We start from the raw sequence: 20,710 nt of genomic DNA, 5'->3' as shown, positions 1-20,710 counted from the left end.
CCCTGAGGGAAGGGCCGGGCCGCACCCACCCCGGTACGCCCCCACCCGAGCACGGACGAGCAGGAGCACGGGAAAGATAGAGATGTCGGCACCCAACAAGTCGTACGACCCGGTCGAGGTCGAGGCCCTCAAGCCCGAAGAGGTCGAGCGGATGCGCGACGAGGCCCTGGCGGCCGTCGCGGCCGCCGGCGACCTCGACGCGCTCCACGCGGTCAAGGTCGCGCACACGGGCGACCGCTCCCCGCTGGCCCTGGCCAACCGCGAGATCGGCGCCCTGCCCCCGCACGCCAAGGCCGACGCCGGCAAGCGCGTCGGACAGGCCCGCGGCGCGGTCAACCAGGCCCTGGCCCGCCGCCGCGAGGAGCTGGAGGCGGAGCGGGACGCCCGCGTGCTGGTCGAGGAGGCGGTGGACGTCACGCTGCCGTACGACCGCGCGCCGCTCGGCGCCCGGCACCCGCTGACCACCCTCACCGAGCTGATCCAGGACACCTTCACGGCCATGGGCTACACGGTGGCCGAGGGCCCCGAGGTCGAGGCGGAGTGGCTGAACTTCGACGCTCTCAACCTGGGCCCGGACCACCCGGCGCGCACCATGCAGGACACCTTCTGGGTGGCCGCGCCCGACGGCGGCGCCGACTCCGGGGTCGTGCTGCGCACCCACACCTCGCCGGTGCAGGCCCGCACCATGCTGCACGGCGAGCCGCCGATCTACGTGGTCTGCCCCGGCCGCACCTTCCGCACCGACGAGCTGGACGCCACCCACACCCCGGTGTTCGGGCAGGTCGAGGGCCTCGCGGTCGACGAGGGCATCACCTTCGCCGACCTCAAGGGCACCCTGGAGCACTTCGCCTCCGCGATGTTCGGCGACGACCTGGAGAAGCGCTGGCGCCCCTCCTACTTCCCCTTCACCGAGCCGTCCGCCGAGATCGACCTGCAGTGCTTCGTGTGCCGCGGCGCGAGCGTCGGCAACCCGGACCGCCCCTGCCGCACCTGCTCCTCCGAGGGCTGGATCGAGCTGGGCGGCTGCGGCGTGGTGAACCCGCGGGTGCTGGTCGCCTGCGGCATCGACCCGGACCGGTACAGCGGCTTCGCCTTCGGCCTCGGCCTGGAGCGGATCCTGATGAACCGCAGCGGGGTCGAGGACATGCGAGACATGGTCGAGGGTGACGTGCGCTTCACCCTCCCGTTCGGGATGGAGATCTGATGCGGGTCCCGCTTTCGTGGCTGCGGGAGTACGTCGACCTTCCGGCCGGCGAGACCGGCCGCGACGTCGCCGCCAGGCTGGTCGCCGCCGGCCTGGAGGTCGAGACCGTCGAGCAGCTCGGCGCCGACCTCAAGGGCCCCCTGGTCGTCGGCCGGGTGCTGGCGATCGAGGAGCTGACGGGCTTCAAGAAGCCGATCCGGTACTGCCAGGTCGACGTCGGCGACGCCAACGGCACCGGTGAGCCGCAGAACATCGTCTGCGGCGCGCGGAACTTCGCCGTCGGCGACAAGGTCGTCGTGGTCCTCCCCGGCGCCGTCCTCCCCGGCCCGTTCCCGATCGCCGCCCGGCAGACCTACGGGAAGACCTCCGAGGGCATGATCTGCTCGGCCCGCGAACTGGGCATGGGCGACGACCACGACGGCATCATCGTGCTGCCGCGGGAGACCGTGCCCGGGACCGACGCGATCGAGCTGCTGGAACTGGTCGACGAGGTCCTCGACATCGCCGTCACCCCCGACCGCGGCTACTGCCTGTCGATGCGCGGCGTCGCCCGCGAGGCCGCCACCGCCTACGGCCTCCCGCTCGCCGACCCGGCGCTGCTGGACGTGCCGCAGGCCAACGCGGACGGATACCCGGTGCGCGTCGAGGACGCCGCCGGCTGCGACCGCTTCACCGCCCGCACGGTCAGCGGCATCGAGCCGTCGGCCGTCTCGCCGATCTGGATGCAGCGCCGCCTGCAGAAGGCCGGCATGCGGCCGGTGTCGCTCACCGTCGACGTCACCAACTACGTGATGCTGGAGATCGGCCAGCCGCTGCACGCCTACGACCGGTCGCGCCTGGCCGGCACCGTCTCGGTGCGCCGCGCGCGGGCCGGCGAGAAGCTGCGGACCCTGGACGGCACCGAGCGCGTCCTCGACGCCGGCGACCTGCTCATCTGCGACGAGTCGGGCCCCATCGGCCTGGCCGGCGTCATGGGCGGCGCCTCCACCGAGATCGCCGACCACGCCGTGGACGCGGAGAGCGGCCAGGTGCTCGGCACCACCGACGTGGTGATCGAGGCCGCCCACTTCGACCCGGTCTCCGTCGCCCGCACCGCCCGCCGCCACAAGCTGTCCTCCGAGGCGGCCAAGCGGTTCGAGCGCGGCGTCGACCCGCAGGCCGCCCCGGCCGCCGCCCAGCGCGCCGTGGACCTGCTGGTCCTCATCGCCGGCGGCACCGCGGGCGGGGGCGTCACCGACGTCGTCGCCCCGCAGCCGGACCGCACCCTCGCGATCCCCGCCGACCACCCCGACCGGGTCGCCGGCACGGTGTACGGCCGCGAGACCGTCACCCGGCGCCTGCAGGAGGTCGGCTGCTCCGTCTCCGGCACGGACGTCCTCACCGTCGTCCCGCCGAGCTGGCGCCCCGACCTCACCGACCCCAACGACCTGGCCGAGGAGGTCATCCGGCTGGAGGGCTACGACAACGTGCCCTCCCGGATGCCGCAGGTCCCGCCGGGCCGCGGCCTGACCGCCGCCCAGCGCAGGCTGCGCCGCGTCGGCCGGGCGCTGGCCGCCGCGGGCCACGTCGAGGTGCAGAACTACCCGTTCCTCGGCGAGGCCGCGTTCGACGCCCTCGGCCTGGACGCGGACGACCCGCGCCGCACCACGGTGAAGCTGGTCAACCCGCTCAACCACGAGGAGCCGGCGCTGCGCACCACGCTGCTGCCGGGCCTCCTCGCCACGCTGCACCGCAACGTCAGCCGGGGCAGCGGCGACGTGGCGCTCTTCGAGACCGGCCTGGTCTTCCGTCCCCGCGACGAGCGGACGACGGCCCCCCGGCCGCCCGTCGACCGCCGCCCCACGGACGAGGAGCTCGCCGCCCTCGACGCCGCGCTGCCGCACCAGCCGCGCCGCGTCGCGGTGGCGCTGGCCGGCGAGCGCGAGCCCGCCGGCTGGTGGGGGCAGGGCCGCCCGGCCCTGTGGGCGGACGCGGTCGAGGCGGGCCGCACCGTGGCCCGCGCCGCCGGGGTCGAGCTGATCGTCCGCCAGGACCAGCACGCCCCGTGGCACCCCGGCCGCTGCGCCGCCCTGCTGGTGGCCGGTGCCGACGGCACCGAGCGGCTCGTCGGGCACGCGGGCGAGCTGCACCCGCGCGTGGTCAAGGCGATGCGCCTGCCGGAGCGCACCTGCGCGATGGAGATCGACCTCGACCTGCTCTCCGCCGACGGCGAGGAGCCGGTCACCGCGCCGCACGTGTCGGCCTACCCGGTGGCCACCCAGGACGTCGCCCTCGTGGTCGACGCCTCCGTGCCCGCTGCCGACGTCGAGGCCGCGCTGCGGGCCGGCGCCGGGCCGCTGCTGGAGTCGCTGCGCCTGTTCGACGTCTTCACCGGCGAGCAGCTCGGCGAGGGGCGCAAGTCGCTGGCGTACGCGCTGCGGTTCCGCGCCCCGGACCGCACGCTGACCGCCGAGGAGGCGTCCGCGGCCCGCGACGCCGCCGTGGCGGAGGCCGTCGCCCGCACCGGCGCCGTCCTGCGCGGGGCCTGACCGCCCGAGCCGGCGGAACGTCACGGGAGCCGCCCCGTCCGGGAGTACCGGACGGGGCGGCTCCGTATCCGGACGCGCGTGTGCCGTCCGCACCCTTGAGCGACCCGTGGTCCCTGCTTTACCTTCACATGTCATCCGCCCGGCCGTGGACACCAGGTCCGCGGCCGTCTGCGCGGACGAACTGGAGACCACGCATGGACCTGCGCTCTCTCGCACGGCTGCGCCCGGCCCCCACCCGGTACCGGCGCACCGCCTCGGCGCTGATCGGCCTCACCACGGCCGCGGCCCTCACCGCACTGCCGGCCGGCGCCCGGGCCGCAGAACCGCAGGCCGCCGACGGCCCGCTGCTCAGCTACGTCGTCAACACCGGCGCCGGCCACGACGCCGCCCTCACCGCCGAGGCGCAGATCGCCCGCGCCGGCGGCACCGTGGTCCACGCGTACGAGCAGATAGGCGTGGTGGTCGCGCACTCCGCGAACCCCGCGTTCGCCGCCACCCTGCGGGCCACCCACCTCTTCGACTCCGTCGGCGCCACCCGCACCGCCCCGCTCACCCCCGCCCTGGAGACCGACCCGGTCTCCCTCGGCGCCCAGGAGGCCGAGCGGGCCTCCGACGCCGCCCCCGCCGGCGCGGAGCCCCTGGAGCCCCTCCAGTGGGACATCCGCACCATCGGGGCCGACCGGGCCCAGGCCGTGAACCCCGGCAGCCGCAGCGTCCTCGTCGGCGTGGTGGACACCGGTGTCGACGACACCCACCCCGACCTGGCACCCAACTTCGACGCCGCCGACTCCGTCAACTGCGTCTCCGGCGCCCCCGACACCACCGCCGGCGCCTGGCGGCCCACCACCGGCGCCCCCGGCTACTACCACGGCACCCACGTCGCCGGCACCATCGCCGCCGCCCGCAACGGCCTGGGCGTCACCGGTGTCGCGCCCGGCGTCCGGGTCGCGGCCATCAAGGTGTCCGAGCCGACCGGGAGCTTCTTCTACCCGGAGGCCGTGGTCTGCGGCTTCGTCTGGGCCGGCGAGCACCACGTCGACGTGACCAACAACAGCTACTACATCGATCCGTGGTACTTCAACTGCCTGGAGGACTCGGACCAGAAGGCGATCGTGCAGTCGGTGCGCCGCGCCGCCGCGTACGCCACCGGCCGCGGCACCCTCAACGTCGCCGCCGCCGGCAACGAGCGCTGGGACCTCTCCCGGACGATCGACGACGCCACCAGCCCCGACGACGGCACCGCCGTCACCCGCACGGTCAACCCGCACGCCTGCCTGGACCTCCCCGCCGCCCTGCCGGACGTGGTGACGGTGTCGGCCACCGGCGCGAAGAACCTGAAGTCGTCGTACTCCAACTTCGGCCGCAACGTCATCGACGTCACCGCCCCCGGCGGCGACCGCACCGCCTACCAGCCCCCGCAGGCCCCGGCCACCAGCGGCGGCATCCTCTCCACCATGCCGGGCGGCGGCTACGCCTACCTCAACGGCACCTCGATGGCCTCCCCGCACGTGGCCGGCGTCGCGGCGCTGCTGAAGAGCACCCACCCCGGCGCCTCCCCGCACGTCATCGCCGGCCTGCTGGAGCGCGAGGCCGACCCGGTGGCCTGCCCGGCCCCGTACGACATCAACAGCGACGGCACCGCCGACGCCGTCTGCGAGGGGACCGCGTCCTACAACGGCTTCTACGGCCACGGCATGGTCGACGCCTACCGGGCCGTCACCGGCTGACCCCGCGTGAGGCGCCGTCCCGGCGCACACCGGTGCGCCCCGGAGGAGTGAACTCCGGGGCGCACCCGTGCGGCGGATTGCCCCCCGGCCGCCCGTCGACGGACCATGCGACGACGGAGACACCGCCCAGGACCGGGGGAACCATGCCACCGCACTCCACGGGAACGGACGCCGCAGCCGCAACGGGAACCGGGGCCCCGACGGACGACGGGTCCGGAACGGACGCCGGGTCAGGAGCGGGCGCCGGCCGGCGGACCCGTGCACAGGGCCGTGCGCAGGCCGTGACCGGGGACGGGGCGCGGACCGCGGGCGGTGCGCGGCCGGCCGGCCCGACCCGCCGCGGGCTGTTCGCCTCGGGCGCGGCCGCCGCCGTCGGCCTCCTGCTGTCCACCGGGTCCGCCGGGCCCGCCGCCGCGACCGCACCGGCCGCACGCCCCGCACCGCGGCCGGCCCGCCGTCCGCCGCGCCACCGCTCCGACGGCCCGCAGATGCGCGGCCTGTGGGCGGCGAGCGTCGCCAACACGGACTGGCCGTCCAAGCCCGGCCTGAGCGCCGACGCCCAGTACGCCGAGCTCGCCGGCATCCTCGACATGGCCGCCCGCAACCGCCTCAACGCGGTCTTCCTCCAGGTCAGGCCCGCCGCCGACGCCTTCTGGCCGTCCCCCTGCGAGCCCTGGTCGAAGTACCTGACGGGCACCCAGGGCCGCGATCCCGGCTGGGACCCGCTGGGCACCGCCGTCGAGGAGGCCCACCGCCGCGGCCTGCAGCTGCACGCCTGGTGCAACCCCTACCGGATCAGCACCGACGACCGCCTCGACGCGCTGCACCCCGCCCACCCGGCCCGCCGCAACCCCGACTGGGTGGTCCGCCACGGGGGGAGGCTCTACTACGACCCGGGCGTGCCCGAGGTGCGGGAGCACGTCGTGGAGTCGGTCCTGGACGCGGTCGGCCGCTACCCGCTGGACGGGCTCCACTTCGACGACTACTTCTACCCGTACCCGGTCAAGGGGCAGCGCTTCGACGACGACGCCTCCTACGACGCCCACGGCGGCGGGCTGGGCCGCTCCGCCTGGCGCCGCCGCAACGTCGACCTGCTGGTGGAGGAGGTCCACGACCGCGTCCGGCGGACCCGGCCGGAGGCCGTGTTCGGCGTCAGCCCCTTCGGGGTGTGGCGCAACCGCTCCGCCGACCCGGCCGGCTCGGAGACCACCGCCGGGGTGCAGGCCTACGACGACCTGTACGCGGACGTCCGCCGCTGGATCCGCGAGGGCTGGGTCGACTACGTCGCCCCCCAGCTGTACTGGCAGATCGGCTTCGCCGCCGCCGACTACCGGGTGCTGGTCGACTGGTGGGCGCGCCAGGTGGACGGCACCGGCGTGCGGCTGTACGTCGGCGAGGCCGTCTACCGCGCGGGCGACCCGTCGCAGTCCGCCGCCTGGCAGGACCCGGCGGAGCTCTCCCGCCACCTCGACCTCTGCGGCCGCCACCCGCAGGTGGGGGGCAACATCCACTACAACGCGACGGCGGTGCACCGCGACCGGCTCAAGGCGTTCTCCCGCCTGGTCCGGGACCACTACGCCCAGGCCGCGCCCGCCTCCTGAGCCGTACCCGCCCCCGCGCCCCCGGCCGCGCACCTCGCGCGGCGGGGGCGCGGGCGCCGGTTCAGCGCCCGGCGGTGTAGTCGTAGAAGCCGCGGCCGGACTTGCGGCCGAGCAGGCCCGCGTCGACCATGCGCAGCAGCACCGGGGGAGCGGCGTACAGCGGCTCCTTGTACTCGTCGTACATCGACTCCGCGATGGAGACGATGGTGTCCAGGCCGATCAGGTCGCACAGCCGCAGCGGGCCCATCGGGTGGGCGCAGCCAGCCTCCATGCCCTTGTCGATGTCCTCGGCGGTGGCCACCCCGGACTCGAACATCCGCACCGCGGAGAGCAGGTACGGCACCAGCAGGGCGTTGACCACGAAGCCGGCCCGGTCGCGGGCCCGGATCGGCTCCTTGCCGAGCACCTCGACGGCGAACGCCTCGGCGCGGGCCGCGGTCTCCGGCGCGGTGGTGAGGGTCGGGATGACCTCGACCAGCTTCTGCACCGGCGCCGGGTTGAAGAAGTGCAGACCCAGCACCTGCTCGGGGCGGCTGGTCGCGGCGGCGAGCTTCACGATCGGGATGGAGGAGGTGTTGGACGCCAGGATCGCGTCCCGCCGCTCCACCACCTGGTCGAGGGTCTGGAAGATCGCGATCTTGACGTCCTCGCGCTCGGCCACGGCCTCGACGACCAGGTCGCGGTCGGCGAAGTCGGCCAGGTCGGTGGTGAACGCGATCCGGGAGAGCGCCGCGTCGCGCTCCTCCTCGGCGAGCTTGCCGCGCCTGACGGCGGTGTCCAGCGAGCCGGTCAGCCGGGTGCGGCCGATCTCCAGCGCCTCACCGCTCGCCTCGGCGACCAGCACGTCCAGGCCCGCGCGGGCGAAGACCTCCGCGATGCCCGAGCCCATGAGGCCGCAGCCGACCACGCCGACGCGTCCGATGCCGCTCACACACTTGCCTTTCGTCGTATCCGGTGGGCGCAGCGCGGTGGCGGGGGTGTGCCGGGCCGTGCTGCCGACCTGACGTTACTCCGCCCGGTGGCACGGGGGGACATCGCCCGTGCCGCCCTCCACGGTACGCACACGATCCGTCACACTGTGCGATGATCGGATCGCCCGGGGCGCACGACGCGGTGAGGAGAGGTCGATGGACAGGGGTTCGCTGGCGGGGCAGGTCGCCCTGGTCACCGGGGCCGGACGCGGCATCGGACGGGAGGTCGCCGTCGGCCTCGCCGCCGAGGGCATGGCGGTCGGCCTGATGGGACGCTCCCGCGACCGCCTCGTGGACACCCTGAAGGCCTGCGTCCGCGAGGGCGCCCGGGGCGTCGTCGTCTCCGCCGACGTCACCCGGCCCGCCGCCGTCCGCGAGGCCGTCCGCACCGTCGAGCGCGACCTCGGCCCCGTCGACCTGCTCGTCAACAACGCCGGACAGGTCGACGGTGCCGAGGTGCCGCTCTGGGAGACCGACCCGGGCCAGTGGTGGCAGGTGGTGGAGACCAACCTGCGCGGGCCCTACAACCTGCTGCGCACCGTCCTCCCCGGCATGGTCGCGCGGGGCCGCGGCCGGGTGCTCAACCTCAACTCCGGCTTCGCCGTCCGCCCCGACGGGCACTACACCGCCTACGCCACCTCCAAGGCCGCCCTGCTCCGGCTCAGCGACAACATCGCCGACTCGCTGCGGCAGCACGGCGTGGTGATCCTCGACATCAGCCCCGGCGCGGTCGCCACCGACATGACGGCCGGCATGCCGATGTTCGCCGACCGCCAGGAGTGGGGCAGCATCCCGTACACGGTCGGGGTGCTGGCGGACGCCGCCCGCGGCCGCTTCGACCGGCTGACCGGCCGCTTCGTCCACGTCGGGCGGGACAGCGTCGAGGTGCTGCTCTCCCGCGCCGAGCACATCGTGGAGCGGGACGCGCGCACCCTGCGGCTGCGCCCCTACGGCGCCGACGACCCGCTGGCCTGAGCGTGCCGGGGCCGCCCCCGGGCCGGGCCGGACCGGGACGGGCCCGGTCCGGCACCCGCTCAGGACAGGTAGTCCTCCACCTCCGAGGCCGGCCGCGCCCTGGCCTGCCCCGGGTCCTCGTCGAACTCCTCCCGGGCGCGGCGCTGCCGCAGCAGGTCCCAGCACCGGTCGAGCTCGACCTCCAGCGCCGCGAGCCGCTCACGGACGTCGTCGCCCTCCGCCCGGCCCTCGGCGACCTGCTCCCGCAGGTCCTTCTCCGCGGCGACCATGTCCCCGATCCGGTCCAGGATCCTGCGGTCCTCGCCCGCCGGTGTTGCCGATGCCATCGCGCTCCTCCTCGGATGCCGTCGCTGCCTCTCGCGGCTCTCCTGCCCAGAGCGGGGACGCCGACTCCGCCCCCGCCGTGCGCGCGGGCCGGGGGAGTGGACCCGCCGCCGGGGGAGTGCCAGACTGCCGCCGGAACAGCGGCACCGCCGCAGGGGGACCGGCGCGGCGGACCCGCGCCCCACCCGCCCACGGAGAGCGAGAGCCGCCGATGACGACGTCCGCGTCCGCCCCCGCCGATCCCGCCGCCGATCCCGCCGCCGATCCCGCCGGCGGTCCCGCCGCCGGCGCGGGGCCCGGCAGGGAGCCCGCCGCCGCGCCCCTGCCCGCCCTCACCGTGGACGAGCTGGCCGCCCGCGCCGGCACCACCGTGCGGACGGTCCGCTTCTACGGCAGCCGGGGCCTGCTGCCCCCGCCCGTCCTCGGCCCCCGCCGCGTCGGCCGGTACGGGCCCGCGCACCTGGCCCGGCTCGCCCTCATCGAGGAGCTCCGGCACCAGGGGCTCACCCTCGCCGCCATCGAGCGCTACCTCGAGCAGCTCCCCGAGGACACCGCACCCGAGGACCTCGCCATCCACCGCGCGCTGGTCGCCTCCTGGACGCCCGCCGCCGCCGAGGACACCACCCGGGACCGGCTGGAGCGGCGGGCCGGCCGCCCGCTCTCCGACGGCGACCTGGACCGGCTGGCCGCCATGGGGGTCCTGGAGCGCACGGACGACCCCGGCACGCTGCGCGTCCTGCCGGGCGTCCTCCACCTCGGGGTGCGGCTGCTGGAGGTGCCGTTCCCCATGGAGACCATCCTCGCCACCCGCGACGTCGTCCAGCGGCACACCCGCGCGGTCGCCCACGAGCTCCAGCAGCTCTTCCGGGACACCGTGTGGCGCCCCTACCGCGAGGAGGACCACAGCCCCGAGGAGGTCGAGCGGATGCGCGCCCTCACCGAGCACATCCAGCCCGTGCTCGTCCAGGCCCTGGTCACGGCCTTCCAGCGCTCCCTCCGGGAGGAGGTCGAGGCCTCCGGGAGGGAGCGGCCCTGAGCGGGGCGCCCGGCCCCCCGTCAGGCACAGAGGCGCTTGAAGCCGGTCGCCCCCGGCCGGACGCGGAACACGACCCGGTGCCCCGCGTCGTCGGTGAAGACGGCCTCCGCCGCGGACCGCAGGGTCATCGTGCCGTGCTGGACGGGGTTGCCCCACCCCGCGGGCGGGTTGCCGGACCCGTCGGAGAGCGGCTCCTCGGCCTCGAACCAGGCCGCCCCGATCCGGGCCTCGTCGATCCCGCAGTGCGTGAAGAGGTCGAAGGCCGCGGACCCGCCGGGCGCCACCGTGCCTGCGGGCGCGGCCGCCCCGTCGGCGCGGGCGCAGCCCGTGAGCACCCCGCCGGCCAGTGCGAGGGCGAGGACGACCCGCCCGGTTCTCTCCGTCATGCCCCTGCGACGCCCGCGCCGGTCCGCCGGTTCCCCGCCCACCCGCGCGCCGGCCCCGCCGACGGCGTGTCAGTCCCGTGCGGAGCCCTGCGCCGGGCGGCCCGGGCCGCCCCCGGCGTCGGCCAGCAGGCCGCCGCGTCCCGCCGTCGCCAGCAGCAGCGGCGGCGGGGCGAAGCGGTCCCCGTACGCCGCCTGCAGCGCGCGGGCGCGCGCCGTGAAGCCGGCCGGGCCGCCCGGGTAGCCGTCGACGTACTGCAGCACCCCGCCGGTCCACGCGGGGAAGCCGATGCCGAGGACCGAGCCGATGTTGGCGTCCGCGACCGAGGTGACGACGCCCTCCTCCAGGCAGCGCACCGCGTCCAGCGCCTCGGCGAAGAGCATCCGCTCCTGCAGGTCCCGGAACGGCACCGCCGCCGCGCCCGGACGGGCGAAGTGCTCCCGCAGCCCCGGCCACAGCCGGGCCCGCCGCCCGCCCTCGTAGTCGTAGAAGCCGGCGCCGCCGCTGCGCCCGGTGCGGCCGAACTCCCCGACCATCCGGTCCACGACGGCGTCCGCCGGGTGCGGCTCCCAGGTGCCCCCGGCCTCCTCCACCGCCCGCCGCGTCTCCTCGCGGATGCGCCGCGGCAGGGTCAGCGTCAGCTCGTCCATCAGGGCCAGCACCTTCGCCGGGTATCCGGCCTGGGCGGCGGCCTGCTCGACCGACGCGGGATCGACGCCCTCGCCGACCATCGCCACGCCCTCGTTGACGAAGTGCCCGATGACCCGCGAGGTGAAGAACCCGCGGGAGTCGTTGACCATGATCGGCGTCTTGCGGATCTGCCGCACCAGGTCGAACGCCCGGGCCATGGCCTCGTCGCCGCTCTCCCGGCCCCGGACGATCTCCACCAGCGGCATCCGGTCCACCGGCGAGAAGAAGTGCAGGCCGACGAAGTCCGCGCGCCGCCGCACCCCCTCCGCCAGGAGGGTGATCGGCAGGGTGGAGGTGTTGGAGCAGAGCAGCGCGTCGGGGGCGACGACCGACTCGGCCTCCCGGAACACCCGGTGCTTCAGCGCCGGGTCCTCGAAGACGGCCTCGATCACCGCGTCGCAGCCCGCCAGGTCGGCGGTGTCGGCGGTCGGCGTGATCCGGGCCAGCAGCGCGTCCCGCTCCTCCCCGGTGGTGCGGCCCCGGGCCACCGCCCTGTCGAGCAGCCCCCGGGAGTACGCCCGGCCCCGCTCGGCGGCCTCGGCGGTGACGTCCTTGAGCACCACCTCGATCCCGGCCCGCGCGCAGGAGTACGCGATCCCGGCGCCCATCATGCCCGCGCCCAGCACCGCCACCCGGCGCACCGCGCGCCGCTCCACGCCGGCGGGCCGGGCCGCGCCGGACTCGACGGCCTGCAGGTCGAAGAAGAACGTTTTGGTCATGCTCTTCGCGTTCTGCCCGCAGGCCAGCTCGGTGAAGTACCGGCCCTCGACCTCCATCGCCGTCCCCAGGTCCACCTGGGCGCCCTCCACGGCCGCCGCCAGGATGCTCCGCGGCGCCGGGTAGGGGGCGCCGTTCAGCTTCGCGCGCAGCAGCGCGGGGAACGCGGGCAGCTGCGCGGCGAGCGACGGCGTGGCCGGGGTGCCGCCGGGGATCCGGTACCCGGGGGCGTCCCACGGCTGGACGGCGTCGGGGTGGGCGTCGACGAAGGCGCGGGCGCGGGCCAGCATCTCCTCCCGGTCGGCGGCGACCGCGTGCACCAGCCCCGCCTCCAGGGCCGCCCGCGGCCGGTACCGCTGCCCCTCCAGCAGGACCTTCAGGAGGGCGTCGGCGATGCCGAGCAGCCGCACGGTGCGCACCACCCCGCCGCCGCCCGGCAGCAGGCCCAGCGTCACCTCGGGCAGGCCGATCCGCGAGCCGGGGGCGTCCAGGGCGATCCGGTGGTGGCAGGCGAGCGCCAGCTCCAGTCCGCCGCCGAGCGCCGCGCCGTTGAGCGCCGCCACCACCGGCCGCCCCAGGGTCTCCAGGCGGCGCAGCTGCCGCTTGAAGCGCATCGAGGAGGCGAACACCTCGCCGGCCCGTTCGGGCGTGGCGGCCATGAGCTCGCGCAGGTCGGCGCCGGCGAGGAAGGTCTTCTTGGCGGAGGTGACGACGACGCCGCGGACGGAGCCGCGCTCGGCCTCCAGACGGTCGACGGCCGCCTCCAGGGCGTCGGTGAAGGCGACGCCCACGGTGTTGGCGGACTGTCCCGGGGCGTCCAGGACGAGGGTGACGACGCCGTCGGCGTCCTGCTCCCAGCGGATGGCGCTCTCGGACACGGGGACCTCTCCGGATCTGCGGGGGGACGGGAACGGGGCGGGCGTGCGGGACCGGGTGCCGGAACGGGCGAGGGGGCGGGTGCCGGGCGCGTCAGCGCAGGCGCTCGACGACGGTGGCGATGCCCATGCCGCCGCCGGCGCAGAGCGTCACCAGCCCGTAGCGCTGGTCGCGCCGCTCCAGCTCGTCGACGAGGGTGCCGAGGAGCATGGCGCCGGTGGCGCCCAGCGGGTGGCCGAGCGCGATGGCGCCGCCGTTGACGTTGACCTTCTCCAGCGGCAGGCCCAGGTCGCGGGCGAAGCGCAGCACCACGGCGGCGAAGGCCTCGTTCACCTCCACCAGGTCCAGCCGGTCCGCCGTCAGCCCGGCCCTGGCCAGCGCCTTGCGGGCGGCGGGGGCCGGGCCGGTGAGCATGATCGTCGGGTCGGCCCCGGACACCGCGGCGGAGAGGATCCGGGCCCGCGGCGCCATGCCGTACCGCTCACCGGCCTCCCGGGAGCCGACGACGGCCAGGGCGGCGCCGTCGACGATCCCGGAGGAGTTGCCGGCGGTGTGGACGTGGTCGATGCGCTCCACCCAGTGGTACGTCTGGAGCGCGACCGCGTCGAAGCCGCCCAGCTCCCCGGCGTCGGCGAAGGACGGCTTGAGCGCGGCCAGGCCGTCCACGGTGGTGCCGGGCCGCAGGTGCTCGTCGCGGTCGAGCACGGTCAGGCCGTTGCGGTCCCGCACCGGGACCACCGAGCGGGCGAACCGGCCCTCGGCCCAGGCCCGCGCGGCCCGCGCCTGCGACCCGGCGGCGTAGGCGTCCACGTCCGTGCGGGTGAAGCCCTCCAGGGTGGCGATCAGGTCGGCGCCGACGCCCTGCGGCACGAATCCGGTCGTGTGGTTGGTCATCGGGTCCATGGCCCAGGCCCCGCCGTCGGAGCCCATCGGCACCCGGGACATCGACTCCACGCCGCCCGCCAGCACCAGGTCCTCCCAGCCGGAGCGGACCTTCGCGGCGGCCAGGTTGACGGCCTCCAGCCCCGAGGCGCAGAACCGGTTCTCCTGGACGCCCGCCACGGTGTGCGGCAGCCCGGCGGCCAGCGCCGCCGTCCGGGCCAGGTCGGCCCCCTGGTCGCCGACCGGGGTCACCACGCCGAGGACGAGGTCGTCGATCCCCGCCGGGTCCAGCCCGGGGAGGCGGCGCAGCAGCTCGTGGACCAGGCCGGCCACCAGGTCGACGGGCTTGGTGCCGTGCAGCGCGCCGGAGGACCGGCCGCGCCCGCGCGGGGTGCGGACGGCCTCGTACACGAAGGCTTCCGGTGTCAACGTCGCCGCCTTTCGCAGCATCGGTGGTGCGGGGCATCGGTGGTGCGGGGCGTCGGTGGTGCGGGGCGTCGGTGGTGCGGGGCGTCGGTGGTGCGGGGCGTCGGGGGCGGGTGCGCCGGGGACGGGTGCGCCGGGGGCGGGGAGGCCTCAGGAGGGGGGCCGGTGCAGGCCGGGCAGCCCCCAGTCGCGGGCCACCTCGGCGCTGTCCGCGCCGGGCAGGGCGGGGGGACGCCGCAGCGACCCCGGGGTGGCGGAGAAGCGCGGGGCCGGCGCCGGCTGGGGGAGTCCGCCGTGCTCGGTGAAGGTGCCCCGGGCCCGCAGGTGCGGGTGGGCCGCCGCCTCACGCAGCGACAGGACCGGCGCCGTGCAGGCGTCGGTGCCCTCGAAGACCTCCGTCCACTCTGCCCGCGTCCGGGTGGCGAAGCGGGCCGCGATCCGCTCCCGCAGCTCGTCCCAGCGGGCCGGGTCGCCCCGGTCGGGCGCGTCCCCGCCGAGGCCGAGCAGCTTCGCGAACTCCGCGTAGAACCGCTCCTCCAGCGCGCCGACGGCCATCCAGCCGCCGTCGGCGGTCGCGTACACGGCGTAGTACGGGCAGCCGCCGTCCAGCAGGTTCACCCCGCGCCGGTCCTGCCAGGCGCCCGCGCCCAGCAGGCCCCAGAGCATCGACCCCAGGTGCGCGGTGCCGTCCACGACGGCGGCGTCCACCACCTGGCCGGCGCCGGTGGCGCGGGCGTGGTGCAGGGCGGCGAGGACGCCGACCACGAGGTAGAGGGAGCCGCCCGCGTAGTCGCCCAGCAGGTTGGCGGGGATCGCGGGCGGGCCGTCGGGCGGCCCGACCAGCCCGAGGGCGCCCGCGGTGGCGATGTAGCCGATGTCGTGCCCGGCGTACGGGGCCAGCGGGCCCTCCTGGCCCCAGCCGGTCATCCGCCCGTACACCAGCCGGGGGTTGCGGGCCAGGCAGGGCCCGGGGCCGACGCCGAGGCGCTCGGCGACACCCGGCCGCCAGCCCTCGACGAGGACGTCGGCGCGTTCGGCGAGGTCCAGCAGCAGGCCCGGGCCGTCGGGGGCCTTGAGGTCGAGCAGCACGGACCGCTTGTTGCGGTTGGTCACGTCCTGCGCCGGCTCGACGCCGAGGGGGGCTGGACCGGGGCGGTCCACCCGGACCACGTCGGCGCCCAGGTCGGCCAGCAGCATCGCGGCGAAGGGGCCCGGGCCGATCCCGGCCAGCTCCACCACGCGCACCCCGGCCAGGGGTCCGGACGGGGGGCCGGCCGGGGGAGAGGGGGGAACCGGGGGGTCCTGCGCTCCGGCCGGTCCCCGCGGTCCCGGGGGCCGCTGCGGGTCGGGGGGAGTGCCGGTGCCGTCCATGCCTGCTCCCCTCCGCGGCCGCGCGGCCCGGCCGTGGCGTCCGGCGCGTCCCGGCGCCGTGCGCCGTGTCCGGCCGTCCGCGCGCCGTGTGTGACACCAGATGTGTCACACGCGTGATGCTAGGAGTGCGGGGCACCCCGCGCAAGGACTCCGCACCACCGCCTCCGCCGCCCGGCCCCTCCCTTTGGCTCTGCTCCCCGCCCCTCCCGGCGCGGCTTCCTCCCGCCCGCCCATCCTGTTTCCTCCCTCCCGCCCTGCTCCCTCCCGCCCTGCTCCCTCCCGCCCTGCCCCGCCCTGCTTCCTCCCGTCCTCCCGGCGCTGCTTCCTCCCGCCCTCCCGGCGCTGCTTCCTCCCGCCCTCCCGCCCTGTCTCCCCCCGCCCGCCGACCCTGTTTCCCGCCCCCCGCCCCGGGTAAGCGACGCCCGCCGCGCGGACGGCACCGTCCGCGCCGTACCCGACCCGCGGGAGGCCGCGATGCCCCACCGGCAGCCGCCCGGCGAACCCGGGGACCGGCTGCGCGCCACCGCTCGGGAGGTCTTCGGCTGGACGGACCTGCGGCCCGGCCAGCTCCCCGCCACGGAGGCCGTCCTCGCGGGCCGCGACACCCTCGTCGTCATGCCCACCGGCGCCGGCAAGTCCGCCGTCTACCAGGTGCCCGCCCTCCTCGTCCCCGGCCCGACCGTGGTGGTCTCCCCGCTCATCTCCCTCCAGCGCGACCAGGTCGCCGGCCTGCTCGGCCGCGGCTCGCCCGACGCCCTCGCCGTCGCCGTCAACTCCGCGCAGAACGCCCGCGAGACCGAGGCCGCCTGGCGGGCCGTGCGCCACGGCGACGCCGAGTTCCTCTTCCTCGCCCCCGAGCAGCTCGCCCGCGACGACGTGGTGGAGCGCCTGGCCCGGCTCGGCCCCCGCCTGCTGGTCGTCGACGAGGCCCAGTGCGTCTCCACCTGGGGCCACGACTTCCGGCCCGAGTACCGCCGCGTCGGCGCCGCCGTCGAGCGCCTCGGCCACCCCGTGGTGCTCGCCCTCACCGCCACCGCCGCGCCGCCCGTCCGCCACGACATCGCCGCCTCCCTCGGCATGCGCGACCCCCTCCAGGTCGTCGCGGGCTTCGACCGGCCCAACCTCTTCCTGGAGGTGCGGCGCTTCCTGGACGACGCGGACAAGCGCCGCGCCGTCGTCGAGCGCGCCGCCGCCGAGCCCAAGCCCGGCCTCGTCTACGCCGCCACCCGCAGGGACACCGAGGCGTACGCGGCGGAGCTGACGGGGCTCGGCCTGTCCGCCGCCGCCTACCACGCCGGTCTGCGCGCCGCCGAGCGCCGCCGCGTCCACGACGCCTTCCTCGGCGGCGGCCTCGACGTCGTCGCCGCCACCTCGGCCTTCGGCATGGGCATCGACAAGCCGGACGTCCGCTTCGTCCTGCACGCCTCCGTGCCCGGCTCGCTCGACGAGTACTACCAGGAGATCGGCCGCGCCGGCCGCGACGGGCGGCCCGCCGCGGCCGTGCTGATGTACCGGACCGAGGACCTCGGCCTGCGCCGCTTCTTCGCCTCCGTGACCCCGGACCCGGAGGTGCTGGCCGAGGTGGCCCGCCGGGTGCGGGCCGCCGGCGGGCCGGTCCCGCTCGCCCGGCTGCGCGAGGGGGCCGGGGTCGGCCCGGGCCGCCTCACCGCGGCGGTCAACCTGCTGGAGCAGGCCGGGGAACTGGAGACCGGGCGCGGCGGGGGCGTGCGGGCCGTCGGCGCCCACGGCCCGGAGGAGGCCGCCGCGCTGGCCGCCGCCGTCGCGGAGGACCGGCGGCGGCTGGAGCGGTCCCGGGTCGAGATGGTGCGCGGCTACGCCGAGACCACCGGCTGCCGACGCCGCTTCCTGCTCGGCTACTTCGGCGAGGCTGCGCCCGGGCGGTGCACCGCCTGCGACACCTGCGCCGCTTCCGGTTCGGCCTCCGCCGCCTCCGCCGCCTCCGCCGCCGCCTCCGGCCCGGCCGGGGAGGCCCCCGCCGCCGCGCCGGCCGCCCCCTTCCCGCCGGGCGCCCGGGTCGTCCACCGCGCGTGGGGCCCCGGGGCGGTGATGCGGACCGAGGAGGACCGGCTCACGGTCCTCTTCGAGACCGCGGGCTACCGGACCCTCTCCCTCGCCGCCGTCGCCGAGCACGGCCTGATGCGGCCGGAGGACGCCGATCCCTGACGCTCCGTCACACATCGTGCGGGGAGGGCTCCCCGGCGGCGTCCTCCGCCGCGTCCTCCGGGGGCGGTTCCAGCCGCTCCAGCGGCGCGGTCGCCGGACCCTCCAGGACACTGCCGTCCACACCGAACCGCGACCCGTGGCACGGGCACGCCCAGCAGCGCTCCGCGTCGTCGTACCGCACCAGGCAGCCCAGGTGCGTGCACCGGGCCGACACCGCGTGCAGCCGCCCGGCCCGGTCCCGGTAGACCGCGCACCGCCGTCCGTCCAGGTGGAGCACCGCGCCGCAGTCCGGCGGCAGCTCCGCCACCGCCCGGGCGGAGCGGCCGCGCAGCCGGTCGCCGACGAAGTACCGGGCGGCCTTCGCCTGGTACCCGGCCATGGGCAGCGCCTCCCGGCCCAGGTGCAGCCGCCGCGGGTCGTACAGCCCCGTCCACGGCGGCTCCTGCCCGCCCGTGACCAGCGCCGAGAGCAGGCGCCCCGCCATGACCCCGCCGCTCATGCCCCAGCCGCCGAAGCCGGTCGCGACGTACAGGTGGTCGCCGCCGGGGGCGCGGCCCACGAAGGGGACGCCGTCGGCGGTGTCGTTGTCCTGGGCCGCCCAGTGGTAGACGATCTGCGGCGAGTCGAACCGCTCCCGGGTCCACTCCGCCAGCCGCTCGAAGCGCCGGACCACGTCGCCCGCGCCCGGCGCGAAGGGCTCCCCGGTGGCGATGAGCAGCCGCATGCCGTCCGGGAAGGGCGCGGTCCGCACCGACCGGAGGGGCTTCTCGGCGTTGATGTGGATGCCGCCCGGATCGTGGCCGGCGGGCACCGTCGCCGCGACCACCAGCTCGCGCCGCGGGGACAGGCGGGGGAAGAGCAGCATGCGGTCGAAGACGGGGTAGTGGGTGGCGACCACCACGTCGGAGGCGGTGACCGTCCCGCCGTCGCGCACCGCGACCCGGCACGGGCCGCTCCGGTGCAGCGCGGCCGCCCGGGACCGCTCGAAGACCCGGCCGCCGCGGCGGACCAGGTCCTCCGCCAGCGCCAGCAGGAACCGGCGGGGGTGGAACTGCGCCTGGTCCTCCACCCGCATCGCCGCCGCCACCGGGAACGGCAGACCCGTCTCCAGGGTCACCGACGCCTCCAGCCCCGCCTCGCGGGCCGCCTCGGCCTCCTCCCGGACCCGGTCGACCCCCCGCGCGGACTCCGTCCAGACGAAGGCCGGCACCCGCTCCAGCTCGCAGTCGGCGCCCAGCTCGGCGGCGACCGCCGCGGCGTGCTCCACGGCCTCCTGCTGCGAGCGCGCGTACAGGCGGGCGGCCTCCGGGCCCGCCGAGCGGCGCAGCCGCCCGTAGGCCGTGCCGTGCACCGACGAGAGCTTCGCCGTGGTGGAGCCGCTGGTGCCCGCCGCGATCCGGCCGGCCTCCAGCAGGACCACCCCGAGCCCGGACCGCACCAGCTCCCAGGCCGTGCACAGGCCGGCGATGCCGCCGCCGACCACGACGACGTCGGTCTCGACGTCCTCGTCCAGGCGGGGGAAGTCGGTGCCGGGGGAGGAGTCCATCCAGTACGACCCGGCGAGGCCCGGCAGCAGCGTCACGGCAGGCTCCTTCGGTGCGGCGGTCCGGGCGGGCGCCCGGTCCGGCGGGGCGCAGGACGCATTCCCGCCGTCGCCCGTCCGACGCCCCGCGGCGCCCGGATTCAGGCGGTCGGCCCCGTGCGGCCGTGCCCGGGCCGCCCCCGCGGCAGCCCGCCGGCCGCCTCCGGCCCGCGTCGTCCGCGCTGCCCGTACTGCCCGCGCTGCCCGTACTGCCCGCGCTGCCCGTACTGCCCGTACTGCCCGTACTGCCCGTACTGCCCGTACTGCCCGCGCTGCCCGTACTGCCCGCGCTGCCCGTACTGCCCGTACTGCCCGTACTGCCCGTACTGCCCGCGCTGCCCGTACTGCCCGCGCTGTCCGTACTGTCCGCGCTGCCCGTACTGTCCGCGCTGCCCGCGCTGCCCGCGCTGCCCGGACCGGCCGGGCGTCAGCGCGGCCGGTCGCGGTACAGGTCGCGGATCAGGGCGATCTCGGCCCCGTGGTGCAGCAGCTCCTGGTTCACCCACCAGACGACCTCCAGGAAGGGGTCCTCCGGGTCGCTGCCGTAGGGGTAGGCGCAGTGCCCGACCGTGTCGAGTGCGGCGTCGTCGGCGCCGAGCAGCGCCTGCCGCCACGCGTCCGCCCCCGCCCGGAAGGCCGCGACCGCCCCGGCGGCGTCCCCGGCGGGCCGCTGGTCGTCCCGGGTCAGGCTGCGGCTGCCGGCGGTGTGGTCGGCGCGGAGGAGCAGCATCCCGGTGAGGTGGCTCAACCGCCATGCGATCGTGGTGAAGGGCGGCGGCACGGGGTGGGGGTGGGGTGCGGCGTCGTACCCCCACGCGCCCGCGCCGACGAGGAGGGCCGCGCGCGGCCCCGGCCCCTCCGTGTGCCGCCGGACCGACCAGCAGCCGGGCACCGGCTCCCAGAGGTACTCCTCGTCGCTCATGGCGCCGACCTCGACGTCCGTCCCGCTGCCGCTGTCCACGGCCGGGCCCGTCATGCGGTCGGTCAGGCGCCTGCGGGCGAAGTCGAACTGCTCCAGCAGGGGGACCAGGCGGGGCGGTGTCGTCATCGGGCGGCTCCTGCGGGGGCGGGCGGTGCGGGACCGGGGGTGCCGGTCCGCCAGGCTGCCACAGCCGGCCCGGCCCCGCCCCTCCTTTTCCGGTGCGTTCCCGGTGCGTTCCCGGGGCGCTCCCGGGGCGGCCGCCGCCGCGGGGCCGGCCGCGGAGCCGGGTGCTCGGCCCGTCCGTGCCGGA

General features: G+C 76.8%; 15 protein-coding genes. 7 read left to right on the top strand and 8 right to left on the bottom strand.

All coding sequences use genetic code 11. The annotated features are described in order from the left end of the window. Nucleotides 1–82 precede the first annotated feature (82 nt). The 4 genes from pheS to ACFY07_RS02425 all read left to right on the top strand — a co-directional run bounded on the left by pheS (nt 83) and on the right by ACFY07_RS02425 (nt 7,060). Nucleotides 83–1,204: a phenylalanine--tRNA ligase subunit alpha gene (gene pheS, locus ACFY07_RS02440; RefSeq protein WP_230647832.1), complete on the top strand. Its 1,122-nt coding sequence runs from the start codon at nt 83–85 to the stop codon at nt 1,202–1,204. Then, nucleotides 1,204–3,732: a phenylalanine--tRNA ligase subunit beta gene (gene pheT / locus ACFY07_RS02435; RefSeq protein WP_390866995.1), complete on the top strand. Its 2,529-nt coding sequence runs from the start codon at nt 1,204–1,206 to the stop codon at nt 3,730–3,732. The genes pheS and pheT overlap by 1 nt, the downstream gene beginning before the upstream one ends. A 194-nt stretch (nt 3,733–3,926) precedes the next feature. After that, the gene (locus ACFY07_RS02430; RefSeq protein WP_390866994.1) at nt 3,927–5,459 is read left to right on the top strand and encodes a S8 family serine peptidase; all 1,533 of its coding nucleotides are present in this window, start codon (nt 3,927–3,929) and stop codon (nt 5,457–5,459) included. Nucleotides 5,460–5,947: 488 nt separating this feature from the next. Continuing rightward, nucleotides 5,948–7,060 carry a glycoside hydrolase family 10 protein gene (locus ACFY07_RS02425; protein WP_390866993.1) on the top strand — a complete coding sequence of 371 codons (1,113 nt, stop codon included), beginning with the start codon at nt 5,948–5,950 and terminating at the stop codon, nt 7,058–7,060. Between the two features lie 61 nt (nt 7,061–7,121). Here the strand turns inward: ACFY07_RS02425 and ACFY07_RS02420 are convergent, their stop codons facing one another. Then, the gene (locus tag ACFY07_RS02420) at nt 7,122–7,991 is read right to left on the bottom strand and encodes a 3-hydroxybutyryl-CoA dehydrogenase (protein WP_390866992.1); all 870 of its coding nucleotides are present in this window, start codon (nt 7,989–7,991) and stop codon (nt 7,122–7,124) included. A gap of 196 nt (nt 7,992–8,187) precedes the next feature. Between ACFY07_RS02420 and ACFY07_RS02415 the strand changes: the two genes are divergently transcribed. Then, a complete protein-coding gene (locus tag ACFY07_RS02415) occupies nt 8,188–9,006 on the top strand; it encodes an SDR family NAD(P)-dependent oxidoreductase (protein WP_390866991.1) in 819 nt (272 codons plus the stop codon). Between the two features lie 59 nt (nt 9,007–9,065). On the opposite strand, the gene ACFY07_RS02410 is transcribed toward ACFY07_RS02415, so the two are convergent. Further along, a complete protein-coding gene (locus ACFY07_RS02410; protein WP_230647824.1) occupies nt 9,066–9,332 on the bottom strand; it encodes a DUF2630 family protein in 267 nt (88 codons plus the stop codon). A 209-nt stretch (nt 9,333–9,541) separates the two neighbouring features. Between ACFY07_RS02410 and ACFY07_RS02405 the strand changes: the two genes are divergently transcribed. Then, the gene (locus tag ACFY07_RS02405; protein ID WP_390866990.1) at nt 9,542–10,366 is read left to right on the top strand and encodes a MerR family transcriptional regulator; all 825 of its coding nucleotides are present in this window, start codon (nt 9,542–9,544) and stop codon (nt 10,364–10,366) included. Between the two features lie 20 nt (nt 10,367–10,386). Here ACFY07_RS02405 and ACFY07_RS02400 read toward each other — a convergent pair whose 3' ends face one another. From ACFY07_RS02400 to ACFY07_RS02385, 4 genes are all read right to left on the bottom strand, one after another. Next, nucleotides 10,387–10,752 carry a hypothetical protein gene (locus tag ACFY07_RS02400; RefSeq protein ID WP_390866989.1) on the bottom strand — a complete coding sequence of 122 codons (366 nt, stop codon included), beginning with the start codon at nt 10,750–10,752 and terminating at the stop codon, nt 10,387–10,389. A gap of 69 nt (nt 10,753–10,821) precedes the next feature. Next, nucleotides 10,822–13,035, bottom strand: a complete 2,214-nt coding sequence (locus ACFY07_RS02395; protein WP_390866988.1) for a 3-hydroxyacyl-CoA dehydrogenase NAD-binding domain-containing protein — start codon at nt 13,033–13,035, stop codon at nt 10,822–10,824. Nucleotides 13,036–13,126: 91 nt separating this feature from the next. Continuing rightward, entirely contained in the window at nt 13,127–14,344 is a 1,218-nt protein-coding gene (locus ACFY07_RS02390) for an acetyl-CoA C-acetyltransferase (RefSeq protein WP_230647815.1), read from the bottom strand. Nucleotides 14,345–14,491: 147 nt separating this feature from the next. Beyond that, complete coding sequence (locus tag ACFY07_RS02385) at nt 14,492–15,586, bottom strand: CaiB/BaiF CoA-transferase family protein (protein WP_308188814.1); 1,095 nt, start codon at nt 15,584–15,586, stop codon at nt 14,492–14,494. A gap of 600 nt (nt 15,587–16,186) precedes the next feature. Between ACFY07_RS02385 and ACFY07_RS02380 the strand changes: the two genes are divergently transcribed. Further along, nucleotides 16,187–17,896 (top strand): RecQ family ATP-dependent DNA helicase, encoded by a 1,710-nt coding sequence (locus ACFY07_RS02380; RefSeq protein ID WP_390866987.1) that lies wholly within the window; start codon nt 16,187–16,189, stop codon nt 17,894–17,896. A gap of 7 nt (nt 17,897–17,903) precedes the next feature. Here the strand turns inward: ACFY07_RS02380 and ACFY07_RS02375 are convergent, their stop codons facing one another. Then, on the bottom strand, nt 17,904–19,442 hold the full coding sequence (locus ACFY07_RS02375; protein WP_390867061.1) for an FAD-dependent oxidoreductase: 1,539 nt from the start codon (nt 19,440–19,442) through the stop codon (nt 17,904–17,906). 463 nt (nt 19,443–19,905) lie between these two features. Next, nucleotides 19,906–20,526 (bottom strand): DinB family protein, encoded by a 621-nt coding sequence (locus ACFY07_RS02370; RefSeq protein ID WP_390866986.1) that lies wholly within the window; start codon nt 20,524–20,526, stop codon nt 19,906–19,908. Nucleotides 20,527–20,710: the final 184 nt, after the last annotated feature.

Origin of the sequence: Streptomyces sp. NPDC001380, assembly GCF_042895785.1 — a bacterium.
Taxonomy (GTDB): Bacteria; Actinomycetota; Actinomycetes; order Streptomycetales; family Streptomycetaceae; genus Peterkaempfera.
The sequence above is the reverse complement of the archived record's forward strand: the minus strand, read 5'-3'. Positions and strand labels throughout refer to the sequence as shown.

Bases quoted from the DNA above. Each gene is read 5' to 3' on its own strand.
- ACFY07_RS02370 (WP_390866986.1), bottom strand. From the start codon at position 20,526: ATGACGACACCGCCCCGCCTGGTCCCCCTGCTGGAGCAGTTCGACTTC.
- pheT (WP_390866995.1), top strand. From the start codon at position 1,204: ATGCGGGTCCCGCTTTCGTGGCTGCGGGAGTACGTCGACCTTCCGGCC.
- ACFY07_RS02400 (WP_390866989.1), bottom strand. From the start codon at position 10,752: ATGACGGAGAGAACCGGGCGGGTCGTCCTCGCCCTCGCACTGGCCGGC.
- ACFY07_RS02375 (WP_390867061.1), bottom strand. From the start codon at position 19,442: ATGGACTCCTCCCCCGGCACCGACTTCCCCCGCCTGGACGAGGACGTC.
- pheS (WP_230647832.1), top strand. From the start codon at position 83: ATGTCGGCACCCAACAAGTCGTACGACCCGGTCGAGGTCGAGGCCCTC.
- ACFY07_RS02415 (WP_390866991.1), top strand. From the start codon at position 8,188: ATGGACAGGGGTTCGCTGGCGGGGCAGGTCGCCCTGGTCACCGGGGCC.
- ACFY07_RS02425 (WP_390866993.1), top strand. From the start codon at position 5,948: ATGCGCGGCCTGTGGGCGGCGAGCGTCGCCAACACGGACTGGCCGTCC.
- ACFY07_RS02410 (WP_230647824.1), bottom strand. From the start codon at position 9,332: ATGGCATCGGCAACACCGGCGGGCGAGGACCGCAGGATCCTGGACCGG.
- ACFY07_RS02405 (WP_390866990.1), top strand. From the start codon at position 9,542: ATGACGACGTCCGCGTCCGCCCCCGCCGATCCCGCCGCCGATCCCGCC.
- ACFY07_RS02430 (WP_390866994.1), top strand. From the start codon at position 3,927: ATGGACCTGCGCTCTCTCGCACGGCTGCGCCCGGCCCCCACCCGGTAC.
- ACFY07_RS02380 (WP_390866987.1), top strand. From the start codon at position 16,187: ATGCCCCACCGGCAGCCGCCCGGCGAACCCGGGGACCGGCTGCGCGCC.